The sequence below is a fragment of the Anaerobacillus sp. genome, from assembly GCF_046314235.1.
Classification (GTDB): domain Bacteria; phylum Bacillota; class Bacilli; order Bacillales; family Anaerobacillaceae; genus Anaerobacillus.
The window spans coordinates 192,722-208,026 of the sequence record NZ_JBKBWN010000008.1 but is presented as its reverse complement, the minus strand read 5'-3'; the positions used below and the strand labels follow the sequence as shown (position 1 = coordinate 208,026).

Sequence of the window (15,305 nt, the reverse complement as noted above, 5' to 3'; positions counted from 1 at the left end):
TCACCAACACGGATTGTATTTATGACCGACACAAAACTTCTAATCAAAGAAAGTGAACCTTCCTGTAGAAACTATTTACAGGTAGACACTTTAGTAAGTGCCAATGATATTAACTCAACTGCCAAATCTATCTCAGCTTCTGAAACCGTTAATGGTGGTAAAAGCCGTATCACATTCGGTCCAGCATTCAAAACAAGTAAGCCATTTTCTCTTAATGATGATATGATCGTGCTAACCTCTTCGTGACACTCAATGCCAATCATTAACCCTCTTCCTCGAACTTCTTTCACAATTGTTGCAGAATGTAGTGTTTCTTGCAACTTCGAGAAAATGTAATCGCCTTTTTCAACAACAGCATCTATGAACTCTCTACAGAAAATTGTTTCAATCGTAGCATATGCAGCAGCCATCGCTAAAGGGTTTCCGCCAAACGTTGAGCCATGACTACCAGGTCCAAACGCATTGATTAAATGTTTTTTTCCAATAAGTCCTCCAACAGGAAAGCCATTCCCTAACCCTTTCGCGATTGTAATAATATCGGGATCTAGATCATAATGTTGATAACCAAATGGCTTCCCGGTTCGACCAATTCCGGTTTGGACTTCATCGACAACTACTAGTAGATTGTGCTTTTCTTTTAACTCATTAATTGTCGCTATAAATTCACGTGTTGCCTCATGGACGCCACCCTCACCTTGGATTACTTCAAGAAAGATTGCTGCCACATCACCATCGATCACTGATTTTAAAGCATCACAGTCGTTATAAGGAACATATACGAAACCTTCTAATAAAGGTGCAAAACCTTGATGGACTTTATCTTGCCCAGTAGCTGAAAGGCTCCCCATTGTTCTGCCATGAAAAGATTGGAAGAAAGTAATAATTTTCAGTTTACCAGTAGCTTTTCTAATCAATTTAATAGCAGCTTCATTTGCTTCTGTACCACTATTACAAAAAAACACCGCATCACCGCTAGAGTGCGCCACTAACTTATTTGCCACTTTCTCTTGACCTTCAATATTGAACAAATTGGAGACGTGTACAACTTTATCTAATTGATTTTTGATTGCCTCATTAACATCGGGGTGACAGTGACCTAAATTACACACAGCAATACCTGCAACAAAATCTAAATAGCGCTTTCCATTATTATCAATGAGCGTAGTACCTTTGGCTTCTTGCACTGTAATTGGCCATTTATTATACGTAGGAAATAAACTACTCATAAAAACACCTACTCCTTATAAAAATAAATGTATTGACGGAAAAAGGAGAGTTCCTCCGTTTTTTATTATTTAATCTAAACTAAAAACCGGTTCCTTTGATGCAACAATTTTAGTGCCAACGATTTCTCCACCTACCATTAGAGATTCGCTTTTGCCATTAATAATATATACTTCCTCAATATTACCTTTAAGACATTTGGTTGCGGCTTTTACTTTCGGAATCATGCCACCGTAAATTGTACCTTCACTAATCATCTCATCTATTTCTGATACTGATAAAACTTTTTGCAACTGATTATTTTTTAATATTCCATCAACATCAGTCACAAAAATCATTTTCTTAGCATGAATACTTGCAGCAACAGCTGCTGCTGCTGTATCAGCATTTATGTTTAAGTGATTACCAGCTTCATCCATACCAATTGGAGCAATAACTGGCACAACATCGATCGCCAATAGTTGCAACAGCAATTCACTATTTACACTTTTTACTTCCCCTACAAAGCCAAGCTGGTCTTGATCAATAGCTGATGCTAGCAGTAAGCCACCGTCGCATCCTGAAATACCAATCGTACTAAGTCCAGCATTTTGAAGTTTCGTAACGAGGAGCTTATTAACCTTACCTGTTAACACCATTTCGGCGACTTCCAACACTTCTACTGTCGTTTTTCTTAGGCCATTCACAAATTCACATGAAACTTCTAATTTATTTAACATCCTATCTATTTCAGGACCACCGCCGTGAACTACAATTGGTGTTATATTATTCTCCTTTAAAAGCTTCATACTAGAAAAAAACTGACCTGATAGCTCATTTAATGTGCTGCCACCACACTTAACAACAATAATTTCTTTCATCAGTTCTTACCTCCTAGTTACGTTCGATACCCTGCATTTATCCTTACATAATCATAGGTTAAATCACAGCCCCATGCTTTCCCAAAGCCATCACCTATGTGTAAATCAACATATATCGTAATATTTTCTGTTGCCAAATAGTTAGTAGCTTCTTCTTCCGAAAAAGGAATTGGCATGCCATCTTTCAAGGTTTGTATGTTTCCAATTGATATGTCAATCGTCTCTGGGTCAATATTTGCTCCACTATATCCAGTTGCACAAATAATTCTTCCCCAGTTAGCATCTGTACCGAAAATTGCTGATTTCACTAGTGACGAGCCAACAATTGCTTTTGCTACTTTACCCGCTTCCTCGTTATTAGGTGCGCCTTTTACTTGTACCTCAATCAATTTTGTCGCCCCTTCACCATCACGGGCAATTTTCTTTGCTAGATGTTCACATGTCATTTTTAAAGCATATATAAAACGTTCCCACTCAGGGTGAGATTCAGTTAACGAATCATTATTTGCTAGGCCACTTGCCATCACAATTACTGTGTCATTCGTTGATGTATCACCGTCAACGGTAATTCGATTAAAGGTTACGTCAATCACTTGATTTAATGCTTTTTGAAGCGATTCAGGTTCGATATTTGCATCTGTAGTCAGGAAGGCAAGCATTGTAGCCATATTAGGATGAATCATCCCAGAACCTTTGGCAGCCCCTCCAAACGTAATTGTTTTGCCATCAATTGTTGTTTGAAAGCAAGCTCTTTTATTTATTGTGTCTGTCGTTAAAATCGCTTCATTAAAACGCTCAGCAGCGTCGAATTTCACTTGCGTTAATGCTTTAATTTTTTTTATGCCATTGACAATTTTCTCGATTTGAAGAAACTCACCAATAACTCCCGTTGATGAAACAGCGACAAAATGCTCTGGAATGTTAAATACTTCAGCAGTTGTTTTTCGCATTTTATAGGCATCTTCAACACCTTTTTTCCCAGTACAAGCATTGGCATTTCCGCTATTAACAATAACAGCTTGGAGCTTTCCTGCTTTTGCAATACTATCTTTCGTAACTTTTATTGGTGCTGCTTGCACTTTATTTAACGTATAAACAGCTGCACTACTTGCTGGTACTTCACAGTAGATGACTCCTAAGTCTAAGCGGTAACGCTTTACACCTGTGTGTATTCCTGCTGCAGAAAATCCTTTTGGAGTAATTATACTACCCGCCTCAACGGGGCTAACTGAAAAACTTTTCATCGTTGTTTCCACTTTCTTCACCTCATTAATAATTACACTTGTGATCTAACAGATCATTTCGCTTGCTATTTTTTTCTTCTACCTATTCAAGACGCCTACGCCTATTATGGAAAAACTGGAGGCCCTAACAGAGCTGTCTTCTCATCAATTCCTAACATGACATTTAAATTTTGAACTGCCTGACCAGCAGCACCTTTCATCAAATTATCGATAACTGATACAATCGTAATCCAGCCAGTACGTTCATCAAAAGTGATCCCAATATCACAATAGTTTGAACCGTACACTTCCTTTGTTGCTGGATATTCCCCAATACGCCTGATACGCACAAAAGGGTCATTTTCATATTGATGGACATACAATTCTCTTAGCGCTGTTTCTGAAATGGAATTAAGCGGTTTACAATAAATCGTAGCCATAATTCCTCTTGTCATTGGTACAAGATGAGAATTAAACTTAATTGGTCCTAAATTGCTGTTCGCCACTTTAAGGGCCTGCTCAATTTCCGGAATATGCTGATGCTCATTTACTTTATAGATACGAAAATTTTCATTTATCTCGCAATAATTTGTTTGAAGACTTGCTTTCCTCCCAGCTCCTGAAACACCTGACTTAGCATCAACGATAATCGAATCCAAATCTATTGCTAAGTTTTTTAATAAGGGATATAACCCGAGGATTGTTGCTGTAGGATAGCAACCAGGGTTGGCAATTAAACTAGCAGTCTTAATTTTTTTCCGATTTAGTTCTGTTAGTCCATAAACGGCTTTTTCTAATAGTTCCCTTGGTGCAGTTGTTTTCTTGTACCATGTTTCATACATCACCGGGTCACTAAAGCGAAAGTCGCCAGATAAATCAATAACCTTTACTCCATTTTCAATAAAGGCTGGAGTTAGTTGACTAGAAATACCTGATGGTGTTGCCATGAACACAATCTCTGCTTCCTTTGAAATCTTCTCAATTTCTATAGTTTCTAATTTTTGTTTTGAAATATTACTTAAATGAGGGTAACTTTCAGTTATTTGAACTCCAGCTTGTGAAGAGGAGTGCAGTGAATATTTATTAATAAACTTATGTTGGTGGAGAATTCGAACTAACTCTACTCCGCCGTAACCCGTAGCTCCAATTATCGCTACCTTCATACTTTCCCCTCACCTTCAAATGTTTTCCCTATATCAGTTTTATGTTGTTTTTAATTATATGTGTGAATAAAAATAAAATCAACTGTATTTTTATATTTTATTTGAAAATTTAAATTTTAACTTCGTTTATATAAAACCTTAATATCTCGCTATAATATTTTCAATCTTAAAATTAGAAAATTAATTTTTATGCAAATTAAATAAAATGATAATGATTATCATTTGTGACAACTATCACTGCGTATTAGTAAATGAAAATTTATAATGAAGGAAGAATAACAAAGAAGGAGATGGAAGCAATGCCAGAAAGAATTGTTGAATTAGATGTACGAGAAGATTTAAAAAATAAACTTGAACCTTTTCAAAAAATAATGAGCGCTGTCAAAAAATTAGAGAAAGGTGACGTATTTGTCTTACACAGTACAATAAAACCTACCCCATTAATGACGATTATGAAAACAAAAGGCTATGCAAGTGAAGTTGAAAAAAAGGGAAATGATCATTTCATTACAACCTTTAAAAAGAAAAAACGAAGTTTATTATTTTGGAAAAAGACTGAAGAGACTGCTATACGACCTCCTTGTCCACAACAAGACGAGCTAGAAATAAACGATCAGAATTTATATTACCTTGATAATCGCGGTTTAGAACCTCCGCAACCAATGATGCGTACATTAGCAAGATTAAACTCAATGTGTAATGGTGAAAAGCTTACTATTCGTAACGACCGACTTCCGGCCTTTCTAATAGAGGAATTAAATCAACTAGGTTACGATTATACACCTAAAGAGATGGAAGATGGTTCTGTCGAAGTCACAATAGTTAAGATAGAAGATTAAAGTCATGACTATAACTACAGGTAATCTCATAGCAAAGGATCAAACGAGAGCCAACTTCTATTTACCACTTTCGTTTATGATTACAGCATTCCTATCATTGTTTATTTTCTCTATTATCCTAATCGTTGGTGGTTCGCTTTTTTCTGGGGCTAATATCCGATCGACTCTAGGAATTGGTGCGATGCACTTGTTTATACTAGGGTTTGCTACAATGCTAGCAATGGGGGCCGTTTATCAACTTGTACCAGTTGTTATCAATGAAAAACTGTACAGTATTCGTTTAGGGATTATTCACTATTTTTTATTTACCACAGGTTCTATTGGTCTGTTAATCGGGTTTTTTCAATTCAATAAAAATGTATTAATCGGTTCTTCAATCATTGCAGTCGCTGGAGTCCTTATTTTTATTGTAAATATATTTTTAACAATAACTAAGACAAAAGCATTCAATAGCATTTTATTTGCCACAGTTAGTTCGTTTATATATTTATTCCTTACAGTGATTACAGGATTACTTATGGGTCTTAACTTTTCATTTCGTATTTTCCCAACGCTACACTCTGCTATTTTAGCAGCACATATATGGTATGGGTTTATCGGCTGGTTTTTGTTTTTAATTGTCGGCTATAGCTTTAAAATGCTACCAATGTTTTATTTAGCTCATGGGCAATCTATTAAATTACAAAAATGGATCTTACTCGTGTTCCATCTCAGTCTAATTCTAATCTCACTCAATTTCTTCCTACAAGTAGGGTTCTTTCTTACAATTATTGGGCTCGTTATCTTTTTGATAGCTCTTGGCTTATACCGCTATCACATTTATCAAATCCAACAAAAAAGGTTTAAACGAAATCCTGGAAAAGGTATAACATTAACCGTTTACGCAGTTGACGGGTTTTTACTAGTCATCGTTTTATCAATAGTGGCATTAGTGCTAGAGCCAAAGCTGTTTCAATCATTGCACTTTTTAACAGCAGTAAGTGTGATTTATTTATTTGGTTGGGTAGGTGTGACGATATTAGGGTATTTATCGAAAATTGTTCCTTTCCTTTGGTGGACTTTTTGCTTTGGGGATCGAGTCGGGAAAGAGGAAGTTCCTTCGTTACAAAATATGATAGATGAGAATAAAGTTTTTTACAGACTCTTATTTGTTTGTCTTTCAATCACTTTATTAGCAATTGGTATACTCTTACAAATGGCATTACTAACATTTATAGCACAAATATGTCTTGGAATCTTTATCACCTATTATTTTATCCACATCCTAGCAGTGTTTACTTATTCATAAGAGTGAAAAGTACAACTCTTTAACAACTGATATATATTTTAAAAATGAGGAGTGACAATAATGGAATTTACATTAACAAACGAAGAGGTTTATAAAGCACTAGAAAAAGTATTAGACCCTGAACTTGGGGTTGACGTTGTTAATCTTGGCTTAATCTACGACGTTCTAGTAGAAGAAGACAATAGTGTTTGTATTAAAATGACGTTAACAACACCAGGATGCCCGCTACACGATACGTTAACAAATGGGGTTAAATCTGCTGTTCAATGTTTACCGAACGTCACAAAAGTAGAGGTTGACTTAGTGTGGGAGCCTGAGTGGACACCTGAGAAAATGAGTCCGAAAATTAGGGATATGTTTGCTTAAACTGAAAAAATGTCGGATTAAGCTAAATCGTATTAGTTAGAGATCTATATAAAAAAAGGATGCAAAAATAGAATTGCATCCTTTTTTTGTTTTATTGTTTACAGATTACGAATAAGCTTACATTTAGCTAAAAACTTTTCATTACTTTGATAAACCATGTTATTTTTTTTAGGTGGTTGAGCAACCTATTGAAAAAAGGATTGTTGTTGCTAATGACTGAGATCAAACAAACTCTGACAAAAGAACAAGAGTTATGGAAAAAAATTGAAAACCTACGTAGAGAAATGGTTAAGATTGCAACTGAAAAACAACTTAATTTTTTACACCCCGAAGTATTGGAAGCCTCTCAAACCTTAAACGCATTGCTTGTAGAATATGAAAAGCTATTGCATAAGCAAACAAGGTAATCAATGAGGCTGTCACATAAGTTTAGCACACCTCCCTGTAATACTATATATAAGAGTATATGTTTTATACACAATCTCTTTCTAGTAGACAAGTGACGTTGCTATTTGGACAGCCTCAATATCCATATATTATTAGGTAACTACTTCAAAGCCTTACTTAGAACTCGTTACCTTGGTGCACTTGTAATTTTCTCAGCCACCACTAACTGGCGGGATAAAGGCCACAATGTCATTAGCTTTCACAACGTCGGTTTCTTTGACATACTCTTCGTTTACAGCCATCATGGCTCTGTCGATTGGTAACGTTGGAAATCGTTGTTTTAAGTATCGTTTCACTTCAGATACTGTCATCTCTGCGCTATCAATTGTTAGTTCTCTGGCTCCGACAATTTCTTCTAATTCAGCAAAAAATAATAATTTAATCATTATAAATGCTCCTCCTCAGGCTTTCCGGTTGGGTAAGACGTTTTTTCTAATTGATCGCCTATCCACTCTTCGCCATCTTCCCAATGCTCTTTTTTCCAAATTGGAACAATTTCTTTAATTCTTTCAATTGCATACCGACTAGCGTCGTATGAATCTGCTCGATGGGGAGTCGAAACAGCGATAACAACTGCTATGTCTGTAATATCTAACCGTCCAATTCTATGTGTAATTGCTACTAATGCATCAGGCCAACGCTCTTGAATTTCAACACCAATTTGTGCAAGTTTCTTTTCTGCCATGCTTGCATATGCATCATACTTTAAGTAAATTGTTTTCTTCCCCTTTGTTAGTTCACGTACAGTCCCAACAAAGGTATTAATTGCTCCGGCATTTGGGTGTACTACTTTATCTACAACTTCTTGAATAGAAATGACTTCATCGGTAATTAAAAATAATTTATCACTCATAGTCCTGTCCTTTCAGCTTCTTTAGTAGAAAATCTATATAGTTAGCCTCATCGTCCAATTGAAAATAGCAAATGTCATCATCTACTTCTTTGGGCGAAATTTGGAACCAACTTATTACACAAAAAATATTATCAAGTGTTTTTAATAAAGCCAAATCTGAAAAATCCCTTAAAATAACAACCTTTGGAAATGGTGTTGCTTTAAAGCCTTCAATAATTACAACATCAATAGGGAAGTTTTCATAAAGAGCGAGTAGTTCATCTGGCTCCCATAGATTGTCTTTGGCAACATTCAGTTGTAATGTTCCCTTACTAACCGCAGCGGAAACGATAGCTCCAGCTTGGCGATGCTTCCATGAATCTTTTCCTTCATCTAAAGAAGTAAGTTCACCACCATGACCATGATGTTTGATCGTTCCGACACGAACGGCTTCTTCACTAGCAGCAGCAACAAGCTTCTCAACTAACGTTGTCTTACCACTATTACTAAAGCCTGCCACTTGAATGATTTCTTTGGTCATATCATTAGCCTCTATTTCTTTAAAATTTCGGAACTTCCTTCACCATTCAGAAGTAGAATTTCAACTTCATCACCTTTTTTAAACCCTCGAGTTCCTCCTGGCAAAACAACCAATGCATCTGAATTAGCTAGCGATGTGACTACTCCCGATTTATCTAATCCGACAGGTTCAGCGTATACTTTCCCTTGTTCAATCGTCATTTTACTTCTAATAAAACGAACAAACGGATTGGGTTTTGGAAAGTCTGCTTTTAAGATTCCTTGCACAAGTTGTAAATGCGGTTTTTTAGACCCTAAATAGTGTTGGATCCAAGGGCGCGCTAACAATTCAAAACCAACGTAACATGCGGAAGGATTTCCGGACAGACCAAATAATAGCTTCCCATTATATTCAGCAACTGTTGTTACACTTCCTGGTCGCATCCCAATCTTATTAAACAATACGTTTGCCCCAAGTTTGTCATAAATCGCGGGTAAATAATCGAAATCTCCTACAGATACACCACCAGTAGTTATTAGAACATCGACTTCACCGAGAGCGTTTGCGACCGCTTCGTAGCAACGCTCGAAATCATCAACTAACTTACCATAGTACTTCGGAATTGCTCCAGCCTTTATTATTTGCGAATTAATCATATATGAGTTACTGTTACGGATTTTCCCAGGTTCAAGTGCTTCATCAACATCAAGCAGTTCTGTTCCTGTAGCATACACTCCAATGATTGGTTTTCTGGCAACTGGGACTTTGCTATACCCAAAAGTAGCTAAAAGCGCTTTCACACCAGGTTCTACCTGGCGCCCAGCTTCAACGAGGACATCTCCGTTTCGAGTTTCTTCAGCTCGGAATGATATATTATCCCCTGGCTTAAAAGCCCGCTTAATTGATATAAACGTTTTACCTTCTCTTTGGAATTCATTTGTTAATTCAAACATGACAATGGCATCCGTTCCTTCTGGCATTTTCGCGCCAGTCATAATGCGAATTACTTGTCCTTTACCTGGAATAAGTGTTGCTAACCCTCCAGCACCAACTGTTTCAATTACCTCTAACTCTATTGGGTTAGACTGAGACGCAGTTATTGTATCTTCCGCACGAACAGCAAACCCATCTAAAGGTGAACGGTCAAAGGGAGGAATATCATGGTCCGCTTTTATTGGGGCTTTTAATATACGATAGTCACTTTCATTAATCGGTACATACTCTATTTCTCCAGCTTTAGCAAATCGTAACACCGCCTCAACAGCTTCATGCACTTTAATTGGTTTACGGTCTAAATACATTTGATGTCACACCTTTCACAATTCTTTTACCATTTTATCAAATAAAATGCAAAGTAACTATGACCTTTCTCACAAAATCAAATTAAAACCATCTATTTGTCACAAAAAATAAAAAAGAGGACCCATCCTCAAGTAACAGTCACCTCAGACACGAAATGTAGAGTTTCATTTAAAAACAATACATGATTTCGTTCCTTGACAAGGTGAGCTATCACTTATGGGGCACCCTCTATTGTTTAACTTTTAGCAGCAATACGTACTCTTAAATTGTTAATGCATATGCTTTTTTGGTCTTTCATCGGGTGTTGCTAAGATTTTTTCAACATCTACATCACCAATAACAAACTGGTGTTTCTCCATTCTATGCATTCCTCTAGCTGTAACATGATAAAAGATATAATACACACCTTCTTCATTAGCCACCCAAGTGACTTCATAAATGCCATCACCCGCATTTACAGCTTCTACTGAACGGTACGTATCAGGCTTTCCATGTTGCCAAATTTCAAAAATAACTTCACTCGCATCAGAGACTTGATCATTATTTTGAGTAATCAGTGCTTGAGTATGAATTTCTTCATTAACAACTAGATCAGTTGATGTTAATTCAACTTCAATTGGATCGAGAAAGTTTACTTCTTCTGTATTCTTATGATCTTCATGCCCACAAGCTCCAAGTAAAAGAACAAGGATAATGCTTATTAAAACGGTTTTTTTCATAACAAAATTCTCCTAACGTACAATGGACTTCAAATCTTTTGTAATAGACTTCGCATCAAAGTCAGTGTTTCCATTATATATTCTAATAACCTTACCATCTCCATCTACTAAAAAGAAATTAACACTGTGCATAATATCTCTTGAATCAGGGATTTCTTGAATTAATGATTTAAACGATGCTTTGGCAAACTCAGTGATTTCTTCAAGACTGTACCCAGTTAAAAAGTGATAGTTTGAAAAATCAGCCCCATAAGCTTCTCCATATTTCTTCATTCCATGTGGATCATCAAAATCTGGATCTACTGTAAACGAAACAAACTGAACATCAATTCCAGCCTTGTTCGCCTCTTCTTGCAATGTAACCATGTTTGGCGTCATCGTTTGACAAACAGTAGGACATCTCGCAAATATCATGTTTGCAATCCAATACTGCCCTTTTAAATCGTTTGATCCAAAAGGGTCACCAAATTGATTTACATACTCAAAATCCGAAACATACCAATCTGCTTCTGTTAGATCGACCGCAGCTTTAGGTTTCGGTTCTGGTGAGCCATATAAGAAGCCGCAGCCAGCTAACGCTAAAACTAATCCTAATAATAATGCTAATTTAATAAATTTCATTTTATCACCATCTTATTTTATTTCTGGATTTAACAGATCAAAATTTGGTACGACAACTTTTTTTCGATCGCGTTTCATCCATTGCTTAAACGTATACCCAATGGCCACACCGTAAACTAATTCCTGTGTCACCTTCATAATCGCTCCACCGAACTGCTGATCCTGATATGGCGTTAATAGTGTAAGTGAGTTCTGTCCTGAGAATAATTCGTATGGTATGTCTGCTCCAGCTGGTAAACAGTAACTCATCGCTATAGCCCATGTACCAATATCCGTATAGGTTGCATAAAGTGCATCTCCTGAAAAAATAACTAAAACACAAGCAGGAGTAAACAATACACCACTTGCAAACATATAACCGATCTTTTTTAATTCTGAAAGCTGTCCTTCTTGGTTTGGAAAAACGGGTGTAATATGCCACCACATTAAAAAAGCTGCAAAAAGCATCCCTAGTTGATAAATATTATGAAGGCCTTCATTCGTCATCAATCGATCAAATGTAAACGGCAAATGATAAAATGAAAACATCGCATTAAATAATATCAGTCCAACTAAAGGCGTACCGAGTACTTTAAATGGAGCTTTTAATAATCGGTTTTTACCAAGTGTTAGAAAAAACCAATGGGGAATACCTAGTAAAAGAAGTGCCGGGGCAATTAAATAAACAATTGCCATTGAAAACATGTGCATACTAAGCATCATATGACCAAGGACATAAAGAGGGCCACCAAACCCAAAGTAAACGGCAATTAACCCTAAATGGAAATATACTTTTTTCCTTGTTGCCACTTCTTCACTGTTATCAAATCGATGCCTTTGTGGTCCTGTTAGGACTAAGTATATTCCACTTATTAATAATAAGAGAAAAATTAATTCGGGCGTCCAAATCGTTCGGAATGTAAAAGACGTGAAAAATTGCTCAACCATTGCCTTCCTCCTTGTTGAAAAAATGTACGGAGTTTCTGTGATAATACCTATACCTATTTATAACATGAATAAGATTTTAATTGAATTAATTTGTTTTGGTAATTCGACATAGGTAGTTATTAAAAGAACCACATATTTGGACAATATTACCGTCAAAGGTTAAAATAGCAGATACACCGTAAGAAACTTTGTTTATCAAGGAGGATATATGAAGCAACATTTAATCGCTATCGACTTAGATGGGACGTTACTTACAGACGATAAAATAATCTCAGAACGAAACAAACGAGCTATTCACAAGGTACGAGAGATGGGTCATATAGTTTGCATTGCCACTGGAAGACCCTATCGTGCTAGTCAAATGTATTATCAGGAATTAAACTTGAATACACCTATTGTTAATTTTAATGGGGCTTTTACGCACAATCCTCTTCATAAGGGGTTCGGTTACTACCACTCACCATTAGAGCTAAATACGGCAAAAACGATTATAGAAACATGTGAAGCTTTTCAAGTCAAAAACATTATGGTTGAAATCATTGATGACTTTTATTTGCGCTATTATGATGAAGTACTCATTGACACATTTACAATGGGGGAGTCGCCAGTTAAATTCGGAAACCTCCATCATATTTTAGCTGAGCACCCGACATCAATTCTAATTCACCCACAAGATGATCATGTTAACCAATTGCGTGAGCTATTGAAAACAGCCCATGCCGAAGTCATCGACCAACGTGTCTGGGGTGCTCCTTGGAATGTCATTGAAATTGTTAAAGCAGGTTTGAATAAAGCGGTCGGCTTAGAAAAGATTGCAAAATATTACTCTATTCCAAAAGAGCGGATCATTGCCTTTGGTGATGAAGATAATGATCTTGAAATGATCGAATTCGCTGGAATTGGTGTTGCTATGGAAAATGCAATACCAGAACTAAAAAATATTGCCAACAAAATAACAGTAACTAATGAAAATGATGGTATTGCTACGTTTTTAGAGGACTATCTCAGTATTAGTATCTAGAGACGCGTTAATTAGTAATTATCTCCTGAGTAATTTTACTGGCGTTTACAAAAAATAAGCTCGTATCTTTCTAGCTAAAGGAGAGAAAAACTATGAGCAAAAAATCAAAATCAAAACGTTTTGTCCAGCAAGGGAAAGATGTTGTTCAACCAGCAAATGAACGCGAACATAATGTAACAACAATGGATGAAGCAGAGAATAAAAATGCTAGTAAGGGTGGTTGCTAGCTGATGGGTAATCGACTATTCCAACAAGCAAGGTCTCGTGTAGAGCAAGCCGAAATCATGGTAAAAGAAGCGACAACTCCAGAACAACTGGCAAATGCTTCAGAAGAGATATCTAAAGCAAGAAATGATTTGTCAAGTGCTTTTGCAAACTCTACAATAGCCGAACAAAGGCAACTAGCCCAACTACAGGAGCAAATTGACCAATTAGAAGGAAGTCTTCCAGAATATCGTTAATAGAAATGAGGGTGACTGCCACCCTCATTTTTTGTTATTCAAACTTTTTCACAATTCCTTATGTATGTTTTTCTCATCTTCTGCTATTATTGATTTTTAGTAACTTTTATTTTTTCGTCTAGGGAGTAGGAGGTTATTACATGGAAGTTTTTTTAGTGGAAAACACTGCTGATCATGCTTTAAGGGAAAGAATAGCTCTACTCATGATGGGTCAAATGGAAGCTATTGGTGATAGGAATGCTTATTCTAACCTTATTGCAGCCATTGATTTAGCCCTACAAGAAGGTTCATCAGCTAAAATGTTCGCCGTTCAAGATAACGAACTAATCATAGGTTTAGCCTTTTTTAATATTGGAATTAGTTTGGAAAAGGGTGGCTATTATATTTGGTTAAATGATCTTTATGTTCATAATGATTTTCGCAAAAAAGGGATTGCAAAAAAACTATTGTTACATACTCTTTTTTGGGCTGAGCAAAACAACCTAAAAGGAATTGAGCTTGAAACAGGGGTAAATAATCAAGCTACAAAACGATTATATAACTCTTTTGGTTTCCACGACATCGTATCAAAGAGATATGGATTGGATATCACCTAATAATTTCAGCTAACCTCTAATAAGAACAAATAATGTTGATACCTCTGCGTATATCCTTCGCACGAAGAATCAGCATTTTTTTGTTTTTTACACTCTAAAATTTTCTATAACAAAATTAGTCATTTTCACTTCTTTTCAAACCGTCCCCTTCATACGATATAAAAAAAGCATTTGACTTTTGATTAAGGAGGGGTGTGTCAGATGGTTCCACATTTTTTTGAGGCTGAATTTCATGATTTACATGTAGAATTGTCAAAAAAATCACTCCAACAATTTATTAATAAAATGATGGAATATAAGTGCTCCCTTTATTGGCGATATAACGATGATATCATTTACTTAATTGTAGATACCAACCAATCTATCCACGAAATCCCCTTCAAAAAAAACGGCTCAAAACTTACAATTGACGTTAATTGCCTAAAGGTGAGTGAAGAATTAGTAGCAAGAGCTTTAGAGTTAGTTCTGACTGAATATCAAGGTAGCGGATTTATTAAGACGTATAGCGAAGAGCATCAACATATCACCATCTTCAAAGATGGAATTATTCAATCCATTACTGAAATTAATGGGGGTGAGAAAATCGTTATGAATCAATACGGTGCCATTGTTGAGTACCAGGAGTTCGATCATAACCTTGACCCAGAAACGATCATTAATATATTAGATATGGAAATTAACTACACACTAATGGAATTATACGACTCAATACAGATAACCGATAGTAAATTAATCACAGAACAAAAACAAAGACTCCGGAGACTACTAAAACGTAAACAAGAGATTGAGCAGTTAATTTAAAGAAGATTAGGTTCTTCAAGAGAGACTGTCCCATAAGTGTCAGAGCACCTCTACGGGCTACTTTATATAGAAGTGTATGGTTTGAATATACTCTA

The 15,305-nt window shown here is 36.1% G+C and carries 20 protein-coding genes; 9 read left to right on the top strand and 11 right to left on the bottom strand.

What is annotated here, in order from left to right; genetic code table 11:
- Positions 1–71: 71 nt before the first annotated feature.
- The 4 genes from argD to argC form a co-directional block, all read right to left on the bottom strand.
- Complete coding sequence (gene argD / locus ACK4M9_RS13390; RefSeq protein ID WP_409851372.1) at positions 72–1,226, bottom strand: acetylornithine transaminase; 1,155 nt, start codon at positions 1,224–1,226, stop codon at positions 72–74.
- Positions 1,227–1,295: 69 nt separating this feature from the next.
- On the bottom strand, positions 1,296–2,084 hold the full coding sequence (argB, locus tag ACK4M9_RS13385; protein WP_409851370.1) for an acetylglutamate kinase: 789 nt from the start codon (positions 2,082–2,084) through the stop codon (positions 1,296–1,298).
- Between the two features lie 17 nt (positions 2,085–2,101).
- Positions 2,102–3,340 carry a bifunctional ornithine acetyltransferase/N-acetylglutamate synthase gene (argJ, locus tag ACK4M9_RS13380; RefSeq protein WP_409851367.1) on the bottom strand — a complete coding sequence of 413 codons (1,239 nt, stop codon included), beginning with the start codon at positions 3,338–3,340 and terminating at the stop codon, positions 2,102–2,104.
- Between the two features lie 92 nt (positions 3,341–3,432).
- Complete coding sequence (gene argC, locus ACK4M9_RS13375) at positions 3,433–4,470, bottom strand: N-acetyl-gamma-glutamyl-phosphate reductase (protein ID WP_409851364.1); 1,038 nt, start codon at positions 4,468–4,470, stop codon at positions 3,433–3,435.
- Positions 4,471–4,769: 299 nt separating this feature from the next.
- Here argC and ACK4M9_RS13370 point away from each other — a divergent pair, with 299 nt between their 5' ends.
- The 4 genes from ACK4M9_RS13370 (at position 4,770) to ACK4M9_RS13355 (ending at position 7,370) form a co-directional block, all read left to right on the top strand.
- The gene (locus ACK4M9_RS13370; protein ID WP_409851362.1) at positions 4,770–5,309 is read left to right on the top strand and encodes a DUF2249 domain-containing protein; all 540 of its coding nucleotides are present in this window, start codon (positions 4,770–4,772) and stop codon (positions 5,307–5,309) included.
- Positions 5,310–5,313: 4 nt separating this feature from the next.
- A complete protein-coding gene (locus tag ACK4M9_RS13365) occupies positions 5,314–6,597 on the top strand; it encodes a hypothetical protein (RefSeq protein ID WP_409851359.1) in 1,284 nt (427 codons plus the stop codon).
- A 60-nt stretch (positions 6,598–6,657) separates the two neighbouring features.
- On the top strand, positions 6,658–6,963 hold the full coding sequence (locus tag ACK4M9_RS13360) for a metal-sulfur cluster assembly factor (RefSeq protein WP_409851356.1): 306 nt from the start codon (positions 6,658–6,660) through the stop codon (positions 6,961–6,963).
- 188 nt (positions 6,964–7,151) lie between these two features.
- A complete protein-coding gene (locus ACK4M9_RS13355) occupies positions 7,152–7,370 on the top strand; it encodes an aspartyl-phosphate phosphatase Spo0E family protein (RefSeq protein ID WP_409851354.1) in 219 nt (72 codons plus the stop codon).
- A 192-nt stretch (positions 7,371–7,562) separates the two neighbouring features.
- On the opposite strand, the gene moaD is transcribed toward ACK4M9_RS13355, so the two are convergent.
- The 7 genes from moaD to ctaG form a co-directional block, all read right to left on the bottom strand.
- Positions 7,563–7,796 (bottom strand): molybdopterin converting factor subunit 1, encoded by a 234-nt coding sequence (gene moaD, locus ACK4M9_RS13350; protein WP_409851351.1) that lies wholly within the window; start codon positions 7,794–7,796, stop codon positions 7,563–7,565.
- Positions 7,796–8,263 (bottom strand): molybdenum cofactor biosynthesis protein MoaE, encoded by a 468-nt coding sequence (locus tag ACK4M9_RS13345; protein ID WP_409851349.1) that lies wholly within the window; start codon positions 8,261–8,263, stop codon positions 7,796–7,798. Before ACK4M9_RS13345 ends, moaD begins: the two co-directional genes overlap by 1 nt.
- Positions 8,256–8,783, bottom strand: coding sequence for a molybdopterin-guanine dinucleotide biosynthesis protein B (mobB, locus tag ACK4M9_RS13340; protein ID WP_409851347.1), 528 nt, complete (start codon positions 8,781–8,783; stop codon positions 8,256–8,258). Before mobB ends, ACK4M9_RS13345 begins: the two co-directional genes overlap by 8 nt.
- Positions 8,784–8,794: 11 nt before the next feature.
- Positions 8,795–10,063, bottom strand: a complete 1,269-nt coding sequence (locus tag ACK4M9_RS13335) for a molybdopterin molybdotransferase MoeA (RefSeq protein WP_409851344.1) — start codon at positions 10,061–10,063, stop codon at positions 8,795–8,797.
- Positions 10,064–10,333: 270 nt separating this feature from the next.
- Positions 10,334–10,783: a FixH family protein gene (locus ACK4M9_RS13330; RefSeq protein ID WP_409851341.1), complete on the bottom strand. Its 450-nt coding sequence runs from the start codon at positions 10,781–10,783 to the stop codon at positions 10,334–10,336.
- Between the two features lie 12 nt (positions 10,784–10,795).
- Positions 10,796–11,404: an SCO family protein gene (locus ACK4M9_RS13325; RefSeq protein ID WP_409851338.1), complete on the bottom strand. Its 609-nt coding sequence runs from the start codon at positions 11,402–11,404 to the stop codon at positions 10,796–10,798.
- A 12-nt stretch (positions 11,405–11,416) separates the two neighbouring features.
- On the bottom strand, positions 11,417–12,331 hold the full coding sequence (ctaG, locus tag ACK4M9_RS13320) for a cytochrome c oxidase assembly factor CtaG (protein ID WP_409851336.1): 915 nt from the start codon (positions 12,329–12,331) through the stop codon (positions 11,417–11,419).
- Positions 12,332–12,539: 208 nt separating this feature from the next.
- Here ctaG and ACK4M9_RS13315 point away from each other — a divergent pair, with 208 nt between their 5' ends.
- The 5 genes from ACK4M9_RS13315 (at position 12,540) to ACK4M9_RS13295 (ending at position 15,210) form a co-directional block, all read left to right on the top strand.
- Positions 12,540–13,352 (top strand): Cof-type HAD-IIB family hydrolase, encoded by an 813-nt coding sequence (locus ACK4M9_RS13315; protein WP_409851334.1) that lies wholly within the window; start codon positions 12,540–12,542, stop codon positions 13,350–13,352.
- 92 nt (positions 13,353–13,444) lie between these two features.
- Positions 13,445–13,579, top strand: coding sequence for a hypothetical protein (locus ACK4M9_RS13310; RefSeq protein ID WP_409851332.1), 135 nt, complete (start codon positions 13,445–13,447; stop codon positions 13,577–13,579).
- A gap of 3 nt (positions 13,580–13,582) precedes the next feature.
- The gene (locus ACK4M9_RS13305; RefSeq protein ID WP_409851329.1) at positions 13,583–13,813 is read left to right on the top strand and encodes a DUF3813 domain-containing protein; all 231 of its coding nucleotides are present in this window, start codon (positions 13,583–13,585) and stop codon (positions 13,811–13,813) included.
- A 140-nt stretch (positions 13,814–13,953) separates the two neighbouring features.
- Positions 13,954–14,409, top strand: coding sequence for a GNAT family N-acetyltransferase (locus tag ACK4M9_RS13300; RefSeq protein WP_409851325.1), 456 nt, complete (start codon positions 13,954–13,956; stop codon positions 14,407–14,409).
- A 201-nt stretch (positions 14,410–14,610) separates the two neighbouring features.
- On the top strand, positions 14,611–15,210 hold the full coding sequence (locus tag ACK4M9_RS13295) for a hypothetical protein (RefSeq protein WP_409851323.1): 600 nt from the start codon (positions 14,611–14,613) through the stop codon (positions 15,208–15,210).
- The last annotated feature ends 95 nt before the right edge of the window (positions 15,211–15,305 follow it).

Coding starts and splice junctions, on each gene's coding strand:
- argD (WP_409851372.1), bottom strand. CDS start 1,226: ATGAGTAGTTTATTTCCTACGTATAATAAATGGCCAATTACAGTGCAA.
- argB (WP_409851370.1), bottom strand. CDS start 2,084: ATGAAAGAAATTATTGTTGTTAAGTGTGGTGGCAGCACATTAAATGAG.
- argC (WP_409851364.1), bottom strand. CDS start 4,470: ATGAAGGTAGCGATAATTGGAGCTACGGGTTACGGCGGAGTAGAGTTA.
- ACK4M9_RS13370 (WP_409851362.1), top strand. CDS start 4,770: ATGCCAGAAAGAATTGTTGAATTAGATGTACGAGAAGATTTAAAAAAT.
- ACK4M9_RS13365 (WP_409851359.1), top strand. CDS start 5,314: ATGACTATAACTACAGGTAATCTCATAGCAAAGGATCAAACGAGAGCC.
- ACK4M9_RS13360 (WP_409851356.1), top strand. CDS start 6,658: ATGGAATTTACATTAACAAACGAAGAGGTTTATAAAGCACTAGAAAAA.
- moaD (WP_409851351.1), bottom strand. CDS start 7,796: ATGATTAAATTATTATTTTTTGCTGAATTAGAAGAAATTGTCGGAGCC.
- ACK4M9_RS13345 (WP_409851349.1), bottom strand. CDS start 8,263: ATGAGTGATAAATTATTTTTAATTACCGATGAAGTCATTTCTATTCAA.
- mobB (WP_409851347.1), bottom strand. CDS start 8,783: ATGACCAAAGAAATCATTCAAGTGGCAGGCTTTAGTAATAGTGGTAAG.
- ACK4M9_RS13335 (WP_409851344.1), bottom strand. CDS start 10,063: ATGTATTTAGACCGTAAACCAATTAAAGTGCATGAAGCTGTTGAGGCG.
- ACK4M9_RS13330 (WP_409851341.1), bottom strand. CDS start 10,783: ATGAAAAAAACCGTTTTAATAAGCATTATCCTTGTTCTTTTACTTGGA.
- ACK4M9_RS13325 (WP_409851338.1), bottom strand. CDS start 11,404: ATGAAATTTATTAAATTAGCATTATTATTAGGATTAGTTTTAGCGTTA.
- ctaG (WP_409851336.1), bottom strand. CDS start 12,331: ATGGTTGAGCAATTTTTCACGTCTTTTACATTCCGAACGATTTGGACG.
- ACK4M9_RS13315 (WP_409851334.1), top strand. CDS start 12,540: ATGAAGCAACATTTAATCGCTATCGACTTAGATGGGACGTTACTTACA.
- ACK4M9_RS13310 (WP_409851332.1), top strand. CDS start 13,445: ATGAGCAAAAAATCAAAATCAAAACGTTTTGTCCAGCAAGGGAAAGAT.
- ACK4M9_RS13305 (WP_409851329.1), top strand. CDS start 13,583: ATGGGTAATCGACTATTCCAACAAGCAAGGTCTCGTGTAGAGCAAGCC.
- ACK4M9_RS13300 (WP_409851325.1), top strand. CDS start 13,954: ATGGAAGTTTTTTTAGTGGAAAACACTGCTGATCATGCTTTAAGGGAA.
- ACK4M9_RS13295 (WP_409851323.1), top strand. CDS start 14,611: ATGGTTCCACATTTTTTTGAGGCTGAATTTCATGATTTACATGTAGAA.